Here is a 16804-nt window from a genome sequence, read left to right on the forward strand (position 1 = left end):
TCCGTCGCTGTCACTGCTGGGGCGGGGGCGGCGGGTAGCCGTAGCCCGGCCCCGGCTGCTGCGGCCAGGGCGCCCCGGGGGCGGGCTGCTGCGGGTAGCCGTACCCGGGCGGGGGCGGCGGGGCCTGGCCGGGCTGCGGGGCCCACGGCGCCCCGGGGGCGGGCTGGCCGGCCTGCTGCGGGTACGGCTGGGCCTGCTGCTGCGGGTCGGCGTACGGCTGGGGGCCGCCCGACTGCGGGTAGCCGGCCTGGGCCTGCTGCTGCCAGCCGGCCTGCTGGGCGGCGGCGGCCTGGTGGGCCCGGATGATGTCCTCGCCGACCAGGGTGGCCAGCTCGAAGTAGGCCTCCCGGACCTTGGGCCGCATCATGTCGAGGTTGACCTCGGCGCCGGCCGCCAGGCTCTCGTCGAACGGCACCACGATCACGCCGCGGCAGCGGGTCTGGAAGTGCGCGACGATGTCCTCGACCTTGATCATCTTGCTGGTCTCGCGCACCCCGGAGACCACCGTGATGCTGCGCTGGACCAGGTCCGCGTAGCCGTGCGCGGAGAGCCAGTCCAGGGTGGTCGAGGCGCTGGAGGCGCCGTCCACGCTGGGGGTGGAGACGATGATCAGCTGGTCGGCCAGGTCCAGCACCCCGCGCATCGCGCTGTACAGCAGGCCGGTGCCGGAGTCGGTCAGGATGATCGGGTACTGGCGGCCCAGCACGTCGATCACCTGGCGGTAGTCCGAGTCGTTGAAGGTGGTCGAGACCGCCGGGTCGACGTCGTTCGCCAGGATCTCCAGGCCCGAGTTCAGGTCCTGCGAGGTGAACTGACGGATGTCCATGTAGCTGCGCAGGTGCGGGATGGCCGTCACCAGGTCGCGGATGGTCGCGCCGGTCTGGCGCTTCACCCGGCGGCCCAGGGTGCCGGCGTCCGGGTTGGCGTCGATCGCGATCACCTTGTCCTGGCGCTCGCTGGCCAGGGTCGCGCCGAGCGCGGTGGTGGTCGTGGTCTTGCCGACGCCGCCCTTGAGGCTGATCACGGCGATCCGGTAGCAGCTCAGCACCGGGGTGCGGATGATCTCCAGCTTGCGGGCCTTCTCGGCCGCCGCGGCCTTGCCGCCGAACTGGAAGCGCGGCTGCTGGCGCTGCTGCTTGGGCTGGCTGCGCAGCAGCCGGTCCGAGGACAGCTCGACGGCGGCGGTGTAGCCGAGCGGCGCGCCGTGCGCGGTCTGCTGCGGGGCGGCGGCCTGCTGGAACGCGCTGGGCTGCGGGGCCTGCGGCTGCTGCTGCCACGGCTGGCCGGGCAGCGGCTGCCCCGGCAGCGGCGGGCCGGGCTGGGCCTGCGGGCCGGGCTGCGGCGGGACCGGCTGCTGGTACGCGGCGGGCTGCGGCCAGCCGCCCTGGCGCGGGTCCACCGGGCCGGGCTGGGGCACCGGGCCGGGCTGCTGCGGGGCGGCGGCGTGCTGGGGCGGCAGCGGCTGCGGCTGCTGCGGCTGTTGGACCTGCTGCGGCTGCTGGGCCTGCTGGGCCTGCTGGGCCGCCCACGCGGCCTGCGGGTCCCAGGCGGCCGACGGGTCCTGGGGGTACTGCGGCGGGGCCTGCTGGACCGGCGGCTGCGCGAAGTTCTGCGGCTGCGCGGGCGCGACGGGCGCGGGAGCAGGGGCGGGCGCCGGGTACGGCTGCGGCGCGGGCTGCTGCGCCGCGGCCTCCGGCGTCGGCCAGGCCGGGGCACCGGCCTGCGGCTGCTCGGCGACCGGCGGAGCCGGGGCGGCCGCCGGGAACGGGACGTGCTGCGCCTCGGCCTGCACCGGCGGGACCGGCGCGGCGGGCGTGGGCGTGGCAGCGGGCGTCGGGGCCGGGACGGCGGCCGGCGCGGCCTCCGCCGCCGGGGCGGCGGCCTGGCCGGGCACCGGAGCCTGGGCCTGCCGCTGCTCCGGAGCGGCCTGCTGCGCCGGGGCCTGCTGGGCCTGCGCCGGAGCGGCGGCGGCGGGCACCGGGGCGTCGGCCGAGGCCGGAGCCCCGGCAGCCGGAGCCGAAGCGGCCGGAGCCCCAGCGGCCGGAGCCCCAGCAGCCGCCGCGGGCTCCGTCTGCACGTACCAGGACGGGGGAGTGTAGTCAGGCGCGTCCGACCAGTCGTCGTCGTCCTCCGCCGCGTTGTCGCCGACGTAGACGCCGTCCCGATCGCTGCTCACTTTTCTGGCTCCCTCGTGTTCGCCGCCGCTTGTTCAGCGGTGCCGTTGCCGCATCAAAGACTAGGCCGTACGGCAACCCCCGTTGAAGGCGGCTTCGGTTCCCCGACGGCCCGCCCGGTGCGGCGAGCCGCTGCTCAGTCCATCCGGCGCGGCCCGCCGAGCACCTGTTGTTCGGCCTGCCCGGCCACGGCCCGTACGTACTGGCGCCGCATCCGGGTCGCCCACAGGGTGAGGTCGTCGCCGAGGGTGGGCAGGGCGGCCACGTCCTCCGGGGGCAGCGAGAGCACCCGGCCGGTCAGTTCCGCCTCCTGCGGCGAGATCCGCTGCACGCCGACCAGGTCGGCCGCGTTCAGCACCCGGGAGGCGTTCGGGCCCAGGTAGGGCAGCAGGGTCAGGGTGGTCTGCCAGGGCGCGGCGGAGAGCCGGCTGCGCGGCGGGCGGGCGCCGAGGTCGCGCACCACCAGGACCGGCGAGGCCACCGAGGCGCCCTGCGGGCCGAGCCGGCCGACCTGGTGGACCGTCACGCAGGGCTGGCCGCCGCCGGCGGCCTGGGCCAGCGGGCCCCACAGCTGTCCGCGGGCGGTCTCCACCGCGACCCGGGCGCCGATCGCGGCCGCCCGCAGCGCGATGACCTGCGCGGTCCACATGCCGCCGACGAGCACCAGGTCGTACGAGGTCGGGCGGAACAGGCCGAGCACGGCGGGCAGTCCCTGCGGGTCGACGCCGATGACCACGCCGTCGTCGCCGACCGGGAAGGCCAGCGCCGCGAGGTCGGCCGCCTCCAGGACGTGCTTCTCCCGGCGCGGGCCGCGCAGTCCGAAGCCGGGCAGGATCCGCGGCCTGGTGCGGCGCTGCTCGGCCCCGGGCTGCGGGCCGACGGTGGGGTAGGTCTGGTACGCCATCAGGAAGCCCCTCCGAGCGGCAGGGTGGCGAGCATGCCGGGGGCCTGCTCCAGGTCGAGCCGGACGAGGCCGAGCCCGGTGCTCTGGGCCCGGGTCTCCACCTGGCGGCCGACCTGGCCGACCTCGCTCTCGTTGCGCCCGGTCACCCGCAGGTGCCCGCTGACCGTCACCGAGCCGCCGGTGCCGTGCCCGGCGGTCAGGCTGAAGGTGCTGGCGAGGGCCGGCGAGCCGGTGATCAGGTTGACCAGGTCCGGCGCGGCGATCCGGCCGGGGGCGCCGCCGGGGCGGCTGAGCTGCGGCCAGCGGGAGATCCAGTACGTGGTGTGCCAGCGGTCGTCGATCCGCCAGAACCGGTTGCCCTCCTGGGTGCGGCGGGTGGTGCCGCCGCCGCTGCCGGTGCCCTGGCGGCCGGCCACCGCGATCGGGTTGGCGCAGGTGGCGATGGCCAGCGCGGCGATCAGCTCGCGCTCGTCCAGCACGGTCGCGTTGAAGCCCGCGCTGTTGAGCCGGCCGGCCAGCTGGTCGGTGACCCGCTGCAGCGCCTTGCGGGCGCCCTCCTCGCCGCCGCCGCGGGCCCGGACGGCGGTCGCCGCGCGCTCCGGGTCGAGCTTGAGCGCGACCCAGGTCAGCCGCAGTCCGGGGGTGGAGGTGCCGTCCGGCAGCTCGCGGTAGGCGCGGGCGGCCAGCGACTGCTCGGGCAGGTGCTGGGCGGGGGCGGGCTGGGTGTGCTGGACCAGCTGCACCGACTCCAGGGTGATGTCGTCCACCGTGAGCGCCGAGCAGACCACGTCCAGCGGCAGCGGCAGCGCGGTGCGCACCGGGCGCAGCGGCTGGTCCTTGGCCTGGACGAGCAGGACCGAGGTGAGGAAGGTCCCGTCGCCGACCATGCCGGTCTCCCGGCGGACCGGGCGGCCGCCGAACTCGGCCTCGGTGGCGTGGGTGCAGGTGCGCAGCCCCGGTTCGAGCTCCAGCGCGGGCGCCAGCGCCGGGTCGGTGCCGGCCGGCGGCAGCAGCGTCCGGGCCTGCCTGCGGCGGGACTTGAGGGCGGCGCGGACCCGCAGCAGGTCCGGGACGGTGCGGCCGCGCACCGGGAGGAGGGCGAGTACGAGCAGCACCAGCGCGACGGCGCCGAAGCCGGCCGCGACCGTCCGGCTGATCGTCCAGCCGACGGCGACCAGGGCCGCCGCGACCTCGACCAGGACGAGCTGCTGGAGCTTCAACCGCCCGCCGAGCAGCCCCGGTCGGGGGTTGATCCGGACCTGGACGGCGCCGCCGCCCCCGGTGCCGGTCGGCTGCGGCCGGTCGGGCCCCGTCCCCGGTCCTGTCCCCGTCCCGGTCTCGGCCGTCGGCGTGCTGTGCTGCGCCCGGCCGGCCCGGCGCGCCCTCCCGCCGCCCGCACTGCGGCGGCGTCCTGGAGCGGTCTGGCTTGGCATCCCCCGGTGGCCCTCTCTGATCCGTTCTCGCGGCCCGGCTGGCTGTGTCGCGGACCGTACCCGTACCGTACTCACCGTCTGCTGCCGCATCGTAGAGGGTTCGCGCCGGTTCGTGCCCGGCGGGTGACCACGGGGCAGGTCGGTCTGACAACGCCCGACAACGTCTGACTAGGGGGACGACGAGGTATGGCATCGCGCCGGGACGAGCTGAACGCGTACACCTTCGCCCGCAAGCGCACGGTGGGCGCCTTCCTGCTGCCCGCCGGCGGCGGCAGCGACGAGGACGCGCCGCGTCCGGTGAAGGCGGTGCTGCCGAGTGTGCTGGCCGGGGCGGTGGTGGTGGCCGGCTTCGGGCTCTGGGGGGTCTTCAAGCCGAGTGCGCCGGTGAAGTGGGACGACGGCAAGAACATCATCCAGGGCAAGCAGTCGACGACCCGGTACGTGGTGCTCACCGACCAGGACAACAAGACCAAGCGGCTGCACCAGGTCCTCAACATGTCCTCGGCGCGGCTGGTGCTGCCCGCGGGCGCCAAGGTCGTGGTGGTGGACGACGGGGTGCTCGACCGCTACCCCAACCACGGGCCGACGATCGGCATCCCGTACGCGCCGGACAAGCTGCCGACCACGGACAACGCGAACAAGCCGATGAAGTGGGCGGTGTGCGACCGCCCGGGTTCGGACGACAAGCAGGAGACCGTCAACCAGGCGGTGTTCGTGGCGGCCGGGGCGGACGCGACGGCGCTGGCGGCCAAGGACCGGATGCTCGGCCCGGACCAGCTGATGCTGGTGCAGCAGGCCGACGAGCAGCAGATCTCGGCCGCGCCGGCGGCGGGTCAGCCGGCCGCCTCGGGTGCGGCGGTGTTCCTGGTCGACGCGCAGGGCCGCAAGCACGAGATCGGCACCCCGCAGTCGGACGACAAGGAGCGCAAGGCGCTGATCACCGCGGTGTTCGGGCCCAACGCGGTGCCGCAGCGGGTCAAGCGGGACTGGCTGGACACCCTGGTGACCGCCACCCCGATCACCTTCCCGCAGGTCGAGGGCGTGGCCGACAGCCAGGGCGCCAACTCCAAGGTGGAGCTGGGCAACCAGGCCGACCGCCGGGTCGGCCGGCTGGTGCACTACCAGGACCGCCACTACGTGGTCGGCAAGGAGCAGCTGTTCCTGGTCACCCCGTTCCAGGCGGAGCTGATCCGGCAGAACCCGGCATACCAGATGCTCTACAAGTACGACCAGGACAAGAAGCCGCGCAGCGACGAGATGATCCCGGCCGACAACGCCCAGTGGGGCGGCGACGTCGCGCTGAAGGGCACCGCGCCGGACTGGCCGCTGAAGACCGGTGCGCCGGTGAACAACTGGCAGGACCGCCAGGACGCCCGGATGGTCGTGTGCAGCACCTACGACGGCGTCGCCGCGGACGGGGCCACCGCCAAGCGCAGCGTCTGGGCCGGGACGACGTACCCCGCGCCGTACAACAACGGCGCCGGGGCCGCGTACGTGACCCCCGGTCACGGGCTGTTCTACCGCTCGCTGGACCACGCGGCGGCCGGCTCCGGGACCGACTTCCTGATCACCGAGACCGGGTTGCGCTACTCCGTCCCGTCCAACGGCGACGGCGGCCAGCGTCCCACGGCCTCGCCGCAGCCCGGCCAGAGCGCCCCGCCGAAGCAGCCGACGCCGCAGCCGACGGCCACGCCGGCCCCCGGGGCGCCGTCCCAGGAGCCCGGCCAGCAGGAGGAACCGGGCGGCAACCAGGCCAGGTTGGGCTACCAGGGGGTCCAGCCGCTGCCGGTGCCGAAGGAGTGGTCGAACCTGGTTCCGGCCGGTCCGCCGCTGACCGCGAAGAGCGCCGCCCAGCCGCAGAACGCCTGACCGGCCAAGCGCGGCAACCGAATTGGCCGCAGTGTCATGGTCTGGTAACTACTCTGTGCTCGGTGTTGGGCGAGCTGCGTGTGCCGACTACAGTGCTGCTGGACATCACACGGGTGATGGCACGGTGGGGCCCCTCGCGGGCCCTCCGTGCACGCAAAATGTTGTCTCATGGGGGACGGTGGAGCATGGCTCAGGGTCAGTTCACGATGACGGCGCAGGAGATGCTGGCGTTCGCCAAGCAGATCGAAGAGGCCATCGGCAAGATCGAGGCCGAGCGGACCAAGCTGATCAGCACGGTCTCCGGCATCACCGGCGGCTGGCAGGGCCAGGCCGCGAGCGCCTACACGACCCTGCAGAACCGGGTCAACGAGGACATCGCGAAGCTGAAGGAGTCGCTGACCGCGATCAAGCACGCGATCGAGCTGACCACCAAGCACTACGCGAGCACCGAAGAGGAGCAGAAGGCGATGTTCTCCTCGGCCCAGGGCTGATCACCGCTTCCGCGTTGATCGTCGCACCCGCGCCGACCGCCGTTCTGTCCCGATCCACCGCTCCGCGGAGCGCCCGCCACTGACCGCGTGGCGCTCCGCACCCTCGTCTAGGGAGACAACGTGTCCGACCACATTCTCGTCAACTTCGAGACCGTTCACCACGCGTCCGAGGAGGTCAAGGCCTCGGCGAGCCGCATCGACCACCTGCTGAACGACCTCAAGGGCAACGTCACCCGCATCGCCTCCAGCTGGCAGGGTGCGGCCCAGGAGGGCTACCAGGCCCACCAGGCCCAGTGGGACGCCCGCGCCGCCGACCTGCAGAAGACCTGCACGCAGATCGCGACCTCGCTGGACCAGGCCGCGCAGAGCTACCGGACGACCGAGGACGCCAACGCCAAGCTCTGGGGCTGACGTTCGGGTTCCGTAGGGAACAGCAGGGGGCGGGTACCCGGATTCCGGGCACCCGCCCCCGACGCGCGACACGGGTGGACGACATGAGGGGTGGCAGGGTGTCCCGACACGGGTACCGGAAGGCGGCCGCGGCGCTCGCCGCGCTCGCGGTGCTGGGCGGCCCGCTCGCCGCCCCGGCGTACGCCGAGGGCGGGCCCGGACTGGCCGCGGCCGGCGACTGCCCCAAGCCGGCGCCCGACGTGCCGACCGTGCCGTGGTCGCTGCAGCGCCTGCTGCTGGACGAGCTGTGGCAGGGCGGGAAGACCACCGGCGCGGGCGTGACGGTCGCGGTCATCGACACCGGGGTGGACGTCAACAACCCGCAGCTGAGCGGAAAGGTCGACGAGGGCCCCAACCTGCTGGTCAACCGGGAGACCAAGGAGGCGATCCCGGGCAAGTCCATCGAGGACCCGGTCGGCCACGGCACCAAGGTGGCCGGGATCATCGCGGCCGGCCCCAGGAAGACCACCGGTTTCGTCGGACTGGCCCCCGACGCCAGGATCTTCTCGATCCGGCAGAACGACAGCGACGGCAACGGCGACGTCTCCACCCTGGTCACGGCGATCAGGAAGGCGGCCGACCAGCCCGGCGTCAAGGTCATCAACATCTCCCAGGACGTGCGCGGCGCGGGCGACGCCCGCTTCGGCGGGTACCAGGAGCTGAAGGCCGCCGTCGACTACGCCGAGGCGAAGAACATCGTGGTGGTCGCCTCCACCGGGAACGACGGCAAGGAGGGCGACACCTACCCGGGCGCCTTCCCGACCGTGCTGGCCGTCGGCGCCTCCGACCGCAACAACGAGCGCGCGCCGTTCTCCCAGTACGGCGGCTTTGTGAAGGTCGCCGCGCCCGGTGTCGACATGCTGTCCACCGTGCCCGGGAGCGGCCAGTGCGTGGACAACGGCACCAGCTTCGCCGCCCCGTACGTCTCCGGGCTCGCCGCGCTGCTGTGGAGCGCCCACCCGAACTGGAAGGCGGCCCAGGTGCGGGCCTGGATCGAGCAGACCGCGCAGCGCACCCAGCGCGAGCCGGACAACTTCACCGGCTGGGGCGTGGTGGACCCGGTCAGGGCCGTCACCAAGGCCCCCGACGACGCGCCCTTCGCGCCCACCCCGGACGCCCCGGTGCAGCTCGCCGCCGCGCCGATCGTGCCGCGCCCGGTGGGTCTCGGCGAGACCCAGGCCGACCGGGACGGCCGCACCGCGACGTACGTCCTCGGCGTCGGCGCGCTGCTGGTCGCCCTGCTGATCGGCGGCGGCACGGTGCTGCGCGACCACCGGCGCAAGTCCGCCGACTGACGCCCGACTCACGCCCGACCCCCGCCAGCTCGGGGCCCGGCCGGGCCGGCGCGTCGAAGAACCGCCGGAACCCCTGTAACACCGCAGCCCGCCCGCCGCATCGATGAAGTGTCAGGGACGGCGGACCGCGGGGGGCAGGGCGCATGGGGTGGATCGGGGCGGGCCGGGAGGCCAAGGACGCGGAGTTCCTGGAACTCGTCTCCGGCCGGACCGGCCACCTGTACCGCTCGGCCTGCCTGCTCACCAGCGGCGACACCCACTACGCCGAGGACCTCGTGCAGGAGGCCCTCAGCCGGATGTACGTGCTGTGGCGGCGCAGCGCCTTCACCGGCCGCGGCCGGATCGACAACCCGGCGGCCTACACCCACACCGTGATGGTGCGCACCTTCCTCGCCCAGCAGCGCCGCCGTTCCAGCGGTGAGCGCCCCAGCGACGCCCTGCCGGAGCCGGAGGGGCAGGACGCCGACCGCACGCTGCGGCTGACCCTCCTCGACGCGCTCGGCCGGATGCCGCCCAAGGACCGCGTGGTCCTGGTGCTGCGCTACTGGGAGGACCGCAGCGTCGAGGAGACCGCCGAGGCCATGCGGGTCTCCTCCGGGGCCGTCCGTACCCGCACCACCCGGGCCCTGGCCCGGCTGCGCGCCCTGCTCGGCGACTCGCTGGCCGAGCTCGCCGCCCGCTGAGGCAGGCCGCCGACCGCCCGGTACCTCTCACCACCACCCGCGACGCAAGGAGACGGTGAACACCCATGTCCGAACCAGACAAGTTCGAGGACGATCTTCTCTATGCCCTCACCCGTACGGGCGAAGGCTTCCGCCCCGGCCAGGCCGACCTGGTCGCGGGCGGCTACCGGCGCGGCCGCGGCCGCTGGCGCCGCCGTTCGACCGCCGCCGTGGTGGGCGGGGCGGCGGCGCTGGCCCTGGTGGGCACCGGCGCGGTGTACCTGGGCTTCCCGGGGACGAAGGACGCGGGCACGGTGAGCGCGGCCTCCGCCCCGGCGGCCACCGCCGGCGGCGACGGCGCCACCGCCTCGGCCACCCCGACCTCGGTGAAGTCCTCCGCCCCGGTGGTGATCACCGGGGACGAGGTGGTCGCCACCTTCCAGGCCCTGCTGCCCAAGGGCCAGGTGTCCGACGCGAAGGGGCACGGAACCGACGAGAACAAGGGGATGTACGCGGACGCCAACCTGGTGTTCGACGACGGCCAGGGCCGGTCGCTGATGGGCCTCAGCATCCAGAAGCACCGCCCCAAGGACGTCCAGCCGCAGACCTGCCCGACGGACCTCAAGCTCGCCTCGCTGGACTCCTGCGCCGTCACCGTGCTGCCGGACGGGTCGAAGCTCATGCTCACCCAGGGCTACGAGTACCCGGACCACCGGGCCACCACCAAGGAGTGGCGCGCCTCGGTGGCCCGTCCGGACGGCGGGCTGATCGGCCTCAGCGAGTGGAACTCGCCCCAGGAGAAGGACGCGCCGGACAGCCGGCCCAACCCGCCGCTCACGCCGGACCAGCTGAAGGCCGTCGTCACGGACCCGTCCTGGAACCGGGTCGTCGCGGCCCTCAGGTTCGACGGCGTCGACACCGAGGCGATCGACCCGGGCCTGTCGCTGCAGGACCGCGAGTCCGTCCTGACCGGGCTGCTGCCCGCCGGGGTGACGGTGACCGACCGCAGGAGCCGGGACCTGCGGGCGGACTTCGAGCTGGCCGGGGGCGGGCGGACCGGGACCCTGACGCTGACGGTCGAGAACTGGGCGAAGGCCCCCGACGACCGGCCGGGGCCGGAGGCGTACCAGGGCGCGGAGACCCTGCCGGACGGGACGAGGCTCCTGGCGCGCGGCGCGGCGGCCAAGGTCCCGAAGGGGGTGCAGGTCGTGGACGCGATGCGGCCGGACGGCGTGGAGGTCCTGGTCACGCTGGTGTCGAAGGGCGATCCGCTGCTGACCGAGGCGGAGCTGCGGGCGGTCGCCGCCAGCCCGCAGTGGACGCCGAAGAAGTAGCGCGGGAGACGGCGGTGCCCCGGGCCTGGGGGAGGCCCGGGGCACCGCCGTGTGGGGGAGGGGTGGGGGTCAGTCCTGCTGGTCCTCGGGGAGGCTGATCACCCAGCGGGTGTCCTGCCGGGGGCGCAGGTAGAACAGCCAGTAGAGGGTGGCGGCGGCGGTGATGCCGCCGGTCCACAGCAGGGGCTCGGTGTCCAGCTTGGTCATCACGTAGACCAGGACGGCGATCAGCACGACCGGGACGGCCGGCCACAGCGGCATCCGCCAGGCGGAGGCGTGCTTGTGGTGGCCGCGGCGGGAGAGCAGCGCGGCGATCGCGACCAGCAGGTACATCCCGGTGACGGCGACGCCGGTGATGTTGCTCAGCAGCTCGCCCTTGACGAAGCAGAGGGCGGCGCCGGGCAGGCCGACCGCCAGGGTGGCGATCCACGGCGAGCCGAACCGGCCGAGGGTGCCGAAGGCCTTGTTGACCGGCTCCGGCCAGGCCTTGTCGCGGGCGGAGGCGAACAGCACCCGGGAGTTCTGGATGACCATGACGATGCCGGCGTTGATGATGGCCAGCGCGACGCAGAGGCTGATGAAGGTGCCGACCGCGGAGTTGCTCCAGGCGGTGACCATGCCGGAGATGTCGCCGGAGGCCAGGGTCTGCAGGTCGGGGGCGCCCACGGTGATCGCGACGACCGGGACCAGGATGATCGCGGAGGAGATGCCGAGCGTCCACAGCACGGTGCGCGAGACGTTGCGGCGCGGGTTCTCCAGCTCCTCGGACAGGTAGACGGCGGTGGAGAAGCCCTGGGTGATGAACAGGGCGATGCCGAGCGCGCCGACGATGGCGCCGACGGTCACCGTGGTGGTGGCGCCGCCGTCCCCGGTGACCACGCCGTGCAGCAGGCTGGGGGCGTCGCTGTTGGTGTGGGCGAAGCCGAGCACCGAGACCACGCCGGCCGCGATGACCTCCAGGACCAGGAAGACGCCGGTGATCCAGGCGTTGGCGCGCAGGTCGAGCAGGCCGGCCAGGGTGGCGGCCAGCATCACGGCGGCGCCGGTCATGGCCTTGTCGAGGTGCAGGACGGGCGCGAGGTAGTCGGCGGTGCCGAGGGCGATGACCGAGGGGACGATCATCACCACGATCAGGGAGAGCACGAAGACCAGCCAGCCCATCAGCCGCCCGGCCAGGGTGCCGACCATCGCGTACTCGCCGCCGGCGCTGGGGATCAGGGTGCCGAGTTCGGAGTAGCAGAACGCGACCGCGACGCAGAGCACGGTGCCGATCGCGATGGCCAGCGCGGTGGCGCTGCCGATGCTGGAGAACAGCTCCGGCACGATCACGAAGAGCGTCGAGGCGGGGGTGACGCAGGACAGCGTGAGCAGGGTGCCGCCCACGACGCCGATCGAGCGCTTGAGCTGCTGGGGCGCTGCCGCCTCGGCCGCGGGGGCGGCTACGGTCTGTGGCGGGCGAAGCGTGTCGGTCATGTGGCTTCCGATCGGCTCTGTGCGGTGCTGGGGTGGGAGCGGTATCGCCTCCGCTGGCTGGTTGCTCGGTGTCCGGTTCCAGGCGCTCCCTGGCCGCCATGGAACCTTGGGCGTATTGATCGCGTCAACGCCGGAACTGCTTCGGAATCCGTTGCGGTGAACGGCATAGACATACGATCCGATGATCACGTTCGGTCATTGCCAGCTTTGTCCGACTTGTTACTTTGGCCACATGGCAATTGAATCGAAGGTGAACAAAGGGGGCGGACCGCGATTCCAAGGTCGTACTTCGAGTGAGCGGTGATACGCCCAGGTGCCCCTGAGATGCCCGGCAACTCCCCGGCGGGGTACGGGAACCGCAGCCCCCGCCCGGAAAGATCTAGGTAACGTTTCGGAACCCGGGACGCCGAAGGGGCCGGACTCCACGAGTCCGACCCCTTCGCTCACCGTCCGTGACGGCCGGCGCGGCTACGCCACCGGCAGCCAGCCCGTCTGGACCATCTGCCCGCTGGTCACGCGGCGTGACACGAAGACGGCGCGGCCCGGCGGCAGCGCCTGCGGCTTGACCGTCCCCAGCAGCGCGCCCTCGTCCCGGTTGCCGGAGAGGATCACGCCCTGGCCGCCGAGCTCGCGCATCCGCTGCAGCACCGGCTCGTACAGCGAGCGGCCGGCGCCGCCCGCGCTGCGGGCCACGATCACCCGCAGGCCGATGTCGCGGGCGAACGGCAGGAACTCGGCCAGCGGGGCCAGCGGGTTGCCCGAGCTCGTCGCGACCAGCTCGTAGTCGTCGACGATCACGAACATGTCCTTGCCGCTGTACCAGCTGCGGTTGCGCAGCTGCTCGGCGGTCACGTCCGGGCCCGGCAGGCGGCGCGAGCAGGCGCCGCGCAGCATGTCCACGATGGCCGCCATGGCCGGCTGCGCGGCCGCGTACTCCACCAGGTACTCCGGCGGCACGGTGCCGAGCAGCGCGCGCCGGTAGTCGCCGACCACGATGCCGGCCTGGTCCGGGGTGTACCGCTCGGTGATCTGCTTGATCAGCATCCGCAGCACCGCCGACTTCCCGGACTCGGTGTCGCCGAAGACGATGAACAGCGGGTCGGTCTCGAAGTTGACGAAGACCGGTGCCAGCTCCGCCTCGTCCACGCCGAAGGCGACGCCGCGCTCCGGGTGCTCGAAGCCCTTCGGCAGCGCGTGGCCGTCCAGGACGGCCGGCAGCATCCGCACCTGCGGGGCGCGCGGGCCGGTCCAGGCCCCGTCGACGGCGGCGACCAGCCCGGCCACGCCGTTCTGGAGGTCCTCCACCGAGGAGGAGCCGTCCAGCCGGGGCAGGCCGGACAGGAAGTGCAGCCGCTCCGGGGTGATGCCGCGCCCGGCCAGCGACGGGACGTTCTGCGCCACCCGGCGGTCGACCTCGGACTCCATCGCGTCACCGAGCTTCAGCTCGGTCCGGTTCTGCAGCAGGTCCTTCAGGGCCGGGCGCACCTCGGCGTACCGGGCCGCGGTGATCACCAGGTGCACGCCGTAGCCGAGGCCGCGCTGGGCGATGTCGCCGATCACCGGCTCCAGGCCCTCGAACTCCTGCTTGAAGGTGTTCCAGCCGTCGATCACCAGGAAGACGTCGCCGAAGGCCTCGTCCGGCAGCCGGCCGGCCGCCCGGCGGGCCCGGTAGGTGGCGATGGTGTCGATCCCGGCGGCCCGGAACAGCTCCTCGCGCCGGTTGAGCACTCCGTGCACCTCGGAGACCATCCGGCGCACCTTGTCCACGTCCAGGCGCCCGGCCACCCCGCCGACGTGCGGCAGCCCGCCCAGCGACTGGAAGCTGCCCGCGCCGAAGTCGAGCAGGTAGAACTGCACCTCCAGCGGGGTGTGGGTGAGGCCGAACGAGGCCACCATGGTGCGCACCACGGTCGACTTGCCGGAGCGCGGGCCGCCCACGATCAGACCGTGGCCGGCCGCCCCCGCGTAGTCGACCTCCAGGATGTCCGTCTTCTGCTCGCGCGGCCGGTCGACGATGCCGATCGGCGCCCGCAGCCGGCCCGCCGGGTAGCCGGGCGCGGTCAGCCCGCGCTCCGGCACGACCTGCAGCGGCGGCAGCAGGTGGTCCATGCTCGGCGCCTCCTCCAGCGGCGGCAGCCACACCTGGTGCGCGGCCGGGCCCTGGCCGGCCATCCGCTGGACGAAGACGTCCAGGACGGTGTCCACCAGCGCGTCGTCCTGCTCCGGGGCCTGCGGGACGACCTCCACCTCCACCGGGTCCGGGAGGTCCACGAAGGCGGCGGTGAACTCCACCGGGCGGGTGTCGACCCGCCGCCCGCCGGTCGACCGCTGCTGCCCCGGCGCCCGGTACGGCCCCGAGACGTAGGCGGCCTTGAACCGGTCCATCACGTCCTCGCCGAACTTCAGGTAGCCGACACCCGGCACCGGCGGCAGGTGGTAGGCGTCCGGCACGCCGATCGCCGCCCGGGACTCCGCGGCCGAGAAGGTGCGCAGACCGATCCGGTACGACAGATAGGTGTCCAGGCCGCGCAGCTTGCCCTCCTCCAGGCGCTGCGAGGCCAGCAGCAGGTGCACGCCCAGCGAGCGGCCGATCCGGCCGATCTGGATGAACATCTCGATGAAGTCGGGCTTGGCGCTGAGGAGTTCGGAGAACTCGTCGATGATCAGCACCAGTGAGGGCAGCGGGTCCAGCGCCGCGCCGGCCGCCCGGGCCCGCTCGTACTCGTGGATGTTGGCGTAGTTGCCCGCCGAGCGCAGCAGCTCCTGGCGGCGGTGCAGCTCGCCCTCGATCGCGTCGCGCATGCGGTCGACCAGGGTGAGCTCGCCCTCCAGGTTGGTGATCACCGCGGAGGTGTGCGGCATGTCCGCCATGCCGGAGAAGGTCGCACCGCCCTTGAAGTCGGCGAGGACGAAGTTCAGGATCTCCGAGGAGTGGGTCATCGCCAGCGCCAGCACCAGCGTGCGCAGCAACTCCGACTTGCCGGAACCGGTCGCGCCGACGCACAGGCCGTGCGGGCCCATGCCCTCCAGCGCGGCCTCCTTGATGTCCAGGTAGACGTGCTCGCCGTTGGCGCCGACGCCGATCGGCACCCGCATCCGCTCGTGCTGGGCGCGCGGGCGCCAGCTGCGGGCCACGTCGAAGGAGCCCGGGTCGCCCGAGCTCATCATGTCGGTGAAGTCGAGGTTGGACAGCAGCGGCTCGTCGTCCCCGCCGGCCGAGATCCGGTACGGCGCCAACTGCCGCGCCAGCGCCTCGGACTGCCACACCGAGAGCAGGTCCGGCTTGCCGGTGTACGTCGCGCCGGAGGCCGAGCGCAGCACCAGCTCCTCGGCGTTGACCGTCACCATCAGGTGCCCGCTGGGCTCGTCGACCTCGCCCGGCACCACCTCGATGACCGTCACGCCCTGCACGCCCTCCGGGCTCGCCAGCAGCGAGTCGTGCGGCACCCCGGCGCCGTCCATGACGACCACCAGGTGCGGCTGGTCGGCCGGCGGGGCCACCTCCCGCACGAAGCGCTGGCGGCCGGCCAGCTCGTCCTGGAGCAGGTACTCCAGGTCGCCCAGGTCGGCGGCGAACAGCCGGCGCGAGCCCGCGCCGTCGGCCTCCTTGCGGTGCTGGTTGTGCGGGAGCCACTTGGTCCACTCCCACTCCTCGGCCGCACCGGGCGCGGCCGCGACCGCCACCATCAGGTCGTCCGGCGAGTGCAGGGTGGTCAGTTGGGCGATCATCGCGCGCACGTTCCCGTACACCGAGTCCGGGTCCCCGCACACCGTGATGTGGTAGAACGCCCGCAGCGAGACCGCCAGCGGCAGGTCCTGGAGGGTGCCGTGCGCCTTCAGGAAGGAGTGCATCGCGGCCGCCGACAGCGGCTCCAGCTCGTCCATCGGCGCGGTCTGCGGCGCCACCAGCGGCGTGGACAGCTGCACCGGCCCGAGGCCCACCCGGATCTGCGCGAAGTCGCCGTCCCCGGTGCGCCGTTCCCACAGCCGGCGGCCGTCCTCGACGATCGACCAGAGCTGGTCCGGGGCCGGGTTCAGGAACAGCAGCGCGCCGCGCTGGCGCTCCGCCGTGCGGCGCACCTGGCGGCGGGTCTGCTGGAGGTACTTCAGGTAGTCGCGCCGCTCGTCCGCCATCGCGGTCGAGCCGCCCTTGCGGGCCCGGACGATCTGCGCCAGCACCATGCCGACCGTCGAGGCGATCATCAGACCGCCCATGATCTTCATGGGTGCGGCGGCCCCCGGCGAGAAGAAGAACACCGCCGATCCGCCCATGCCCAGCATCGGCAGGATGCTCATCAGCCAGTCCTCGCCGCCCTGCCGGGGCAGTTCGGGCGGGCTCACCAGCTCCACCGGTTCGTCCGGCACGGTGGGCGGATACGCCCTGGCCGGTCGCTTGACCGTGATCACACCCATGTGTCATCCACCCCGCGGCGTCGATCGATCACTTCGGCATCAGCCCTCACGTGACTTGCGCACGCTCCGTACGGGAATCCGGTGACTGGGGACGCCCCACCCAGCGCAGCCCCCGTACCTCTGCGCAGGCGCCGATCCTAACGGTCGCCCCCGCACCGCCCGCCAGGGCCCGGCACGCACCGGCACCGGACACGAACCGAACGGGTAGGGTAACGCCGCGCCAACTCGCGGCCCGGTCGGGCCGGTTCCACAGCAACACCGAGCGCCGCCGGGCCTCGGCACCGTCAACAAGGGGGAGCGCCACGT

The 16804-nt window shown here is 73.5% G+C and carries 11 protein-coding genes; 6 read left to right on the plus strand and 5 right to left on the minus strand.

What is annotated here, in order from left to right:
- Window positions 1-10: 10 nt before the first annotated feature.
- The 3 genes from ACWDD9_RS40500 to eccE all read right to left on the minus strand — a co-directional run bounded on the left by ACWDD9_RS40500 (window position 11) and on the right by eccE (window position 4511).
- Window positions 11-2176: a MinD/ParA family ATP-binding protein gene (locus ACWDD9_RS40500; RefSeq protein WP_449814386.1), complete on the minus strand. Its 2166-nt coding sequence runs from the start codon at window positions 2174-2176 to the stop codon at window positions 11-13.
- Window positions 2177-2310: 134 nt separating this feature from the next.
- The gene (locus tag ACWDD9_RS40505) at window positions 2311-3078 is read right to left on the minus strand and encodes a hypothetical protein (protein WP_049657368.1); all 768 of its coding nucleotides are present in this window, start codon (window positions 3076-3078) and stop codon (window positions 2311-2313) included.
- Window positions 3078-4511, minus strand: coding sequence for a type VII secretion protein EccE (eccE, locus tag ACWDD9_RS40510; RefSeq protein ID WP_079272941.1), 1434 nt, complete (start codon window positions 4509-4511; stop codon window positions 3078-3080). The genes ACWDD9_RS40505 and eccE overlap by 1 nt, the downstream gene beginning before the upstream one ends.
- 186 nt (window positions 4512-4697) lie before the next feature.
- Between eccE and ACWDD9_RS40515 the strand changes: the two genes are divergently transcribed.
- The 6 genes from ACWDD9_RS40515 (at window position 4698) to ACWDD9_RS40540 (ending at window position 10612) form a co-directional block, all read left to right on the plus strand.
- Entirely contained in the window at window positions 4698-6380 is a 1683-nt protein-coding gene (locus tag ACWDD9_RS40515; protein WP_049657366.1) for a type VII secretion protein EccB, read from the plus strand.
- Window positions 6381-6565: 185 nt separating this feature from the next.
- On the plus strand, window positions 6566-6871 hold the full coding sequence (locus ACWDD9_RS40520) for a WXG100 family type VII secretion target (protein ID WP_063780319.1): 306 nt from the start codon (window positions 6566-6568) through the stop codon (window positions 6869-6871).
- 120 nt (window positions 6872-6991) lie between these two features.
- Window positions 6992-7282 (plus strand): WXG100 family type VII secretion target, encoded by a 291-nt coding sequence (locus ACWDD9_RS40525; RefSeq protein ID WP_049657362.1) that lies wholly within the window; start codon window positions 6992-6994, stop codon window positions 7280-7282.
- 83 nt (window positions 7283-7365) lie between these two features.
- Window positions 7366-8616: a type VII secretion-associated serine protease mycosin gene (gene mycP / locus ACWDD9_RS40530; RefSeq protein WP_387830935.1), complete on the plus strand. Its 1251-nt coding sequence runs from the start codon at window positions 7366-7368 to the stop codon at window positions 8614-8616.
- A gap of 143 nt (window positions 8617-8759) precedes the next feature.
- Window positions 8760-9299, plus strand: coding sequence for a SigE family RNA polymerase sigma factor (locus ACWDD9_RS40535; protein WP_049657360.1), 540 nt, complete (start codon window positions 8760-8762; stop codon window positions 9297-9299).
- Between the two features lie 65 nt (window positions 9300-9364).
- Window positions 9365-10612, plus strand: coding sequence for a hypothetical protein (locus ACWDD9_RS40540; protein WP_449814387.1), 1248 nt, complete (start codon window positions 9365-9367; stop codon window positions 10610-10612).
- 69 nt (window positions 10613-10681) lie between these two features.
- Here ACWDD9_RS40540 and ACWDD9_RS40545 read toward each other — a convergent pair whose 3' ends face one another.
- Both ACWDD9_RS40545 and eccCa read right to left on the minus strand, forming a co-directional pair.
- Window positions 10682-12085: an APC family permease gene (locus ACWDD9_RS40545; RefSeq protein WP_449814388.1), complete on the minus strand. Its 1404-nt coding sequence runs from the start codon at window positions 12083-12085 to the stop codon at window positions 10682-10684.
- Between the two features lie 468 nt (window positions 12086-12553).
- Window positions 12554-16498, minus strand: a complete 3945-nt coding sequence (gene eccCa, locus ACWDD9_RS40550) for a type VII secretion protein EccCa (protein WP_049651683.1) — start codon at window positions 16496-16498, stop codon at window positions 12554-12556.
- Between the last annotated feature and the right edge of the window lie 306 nt (window positions 16499-16804).

It is taken from the genome of Kitasatospora sp. NPDC001119, from assembly GCF_053598475.1.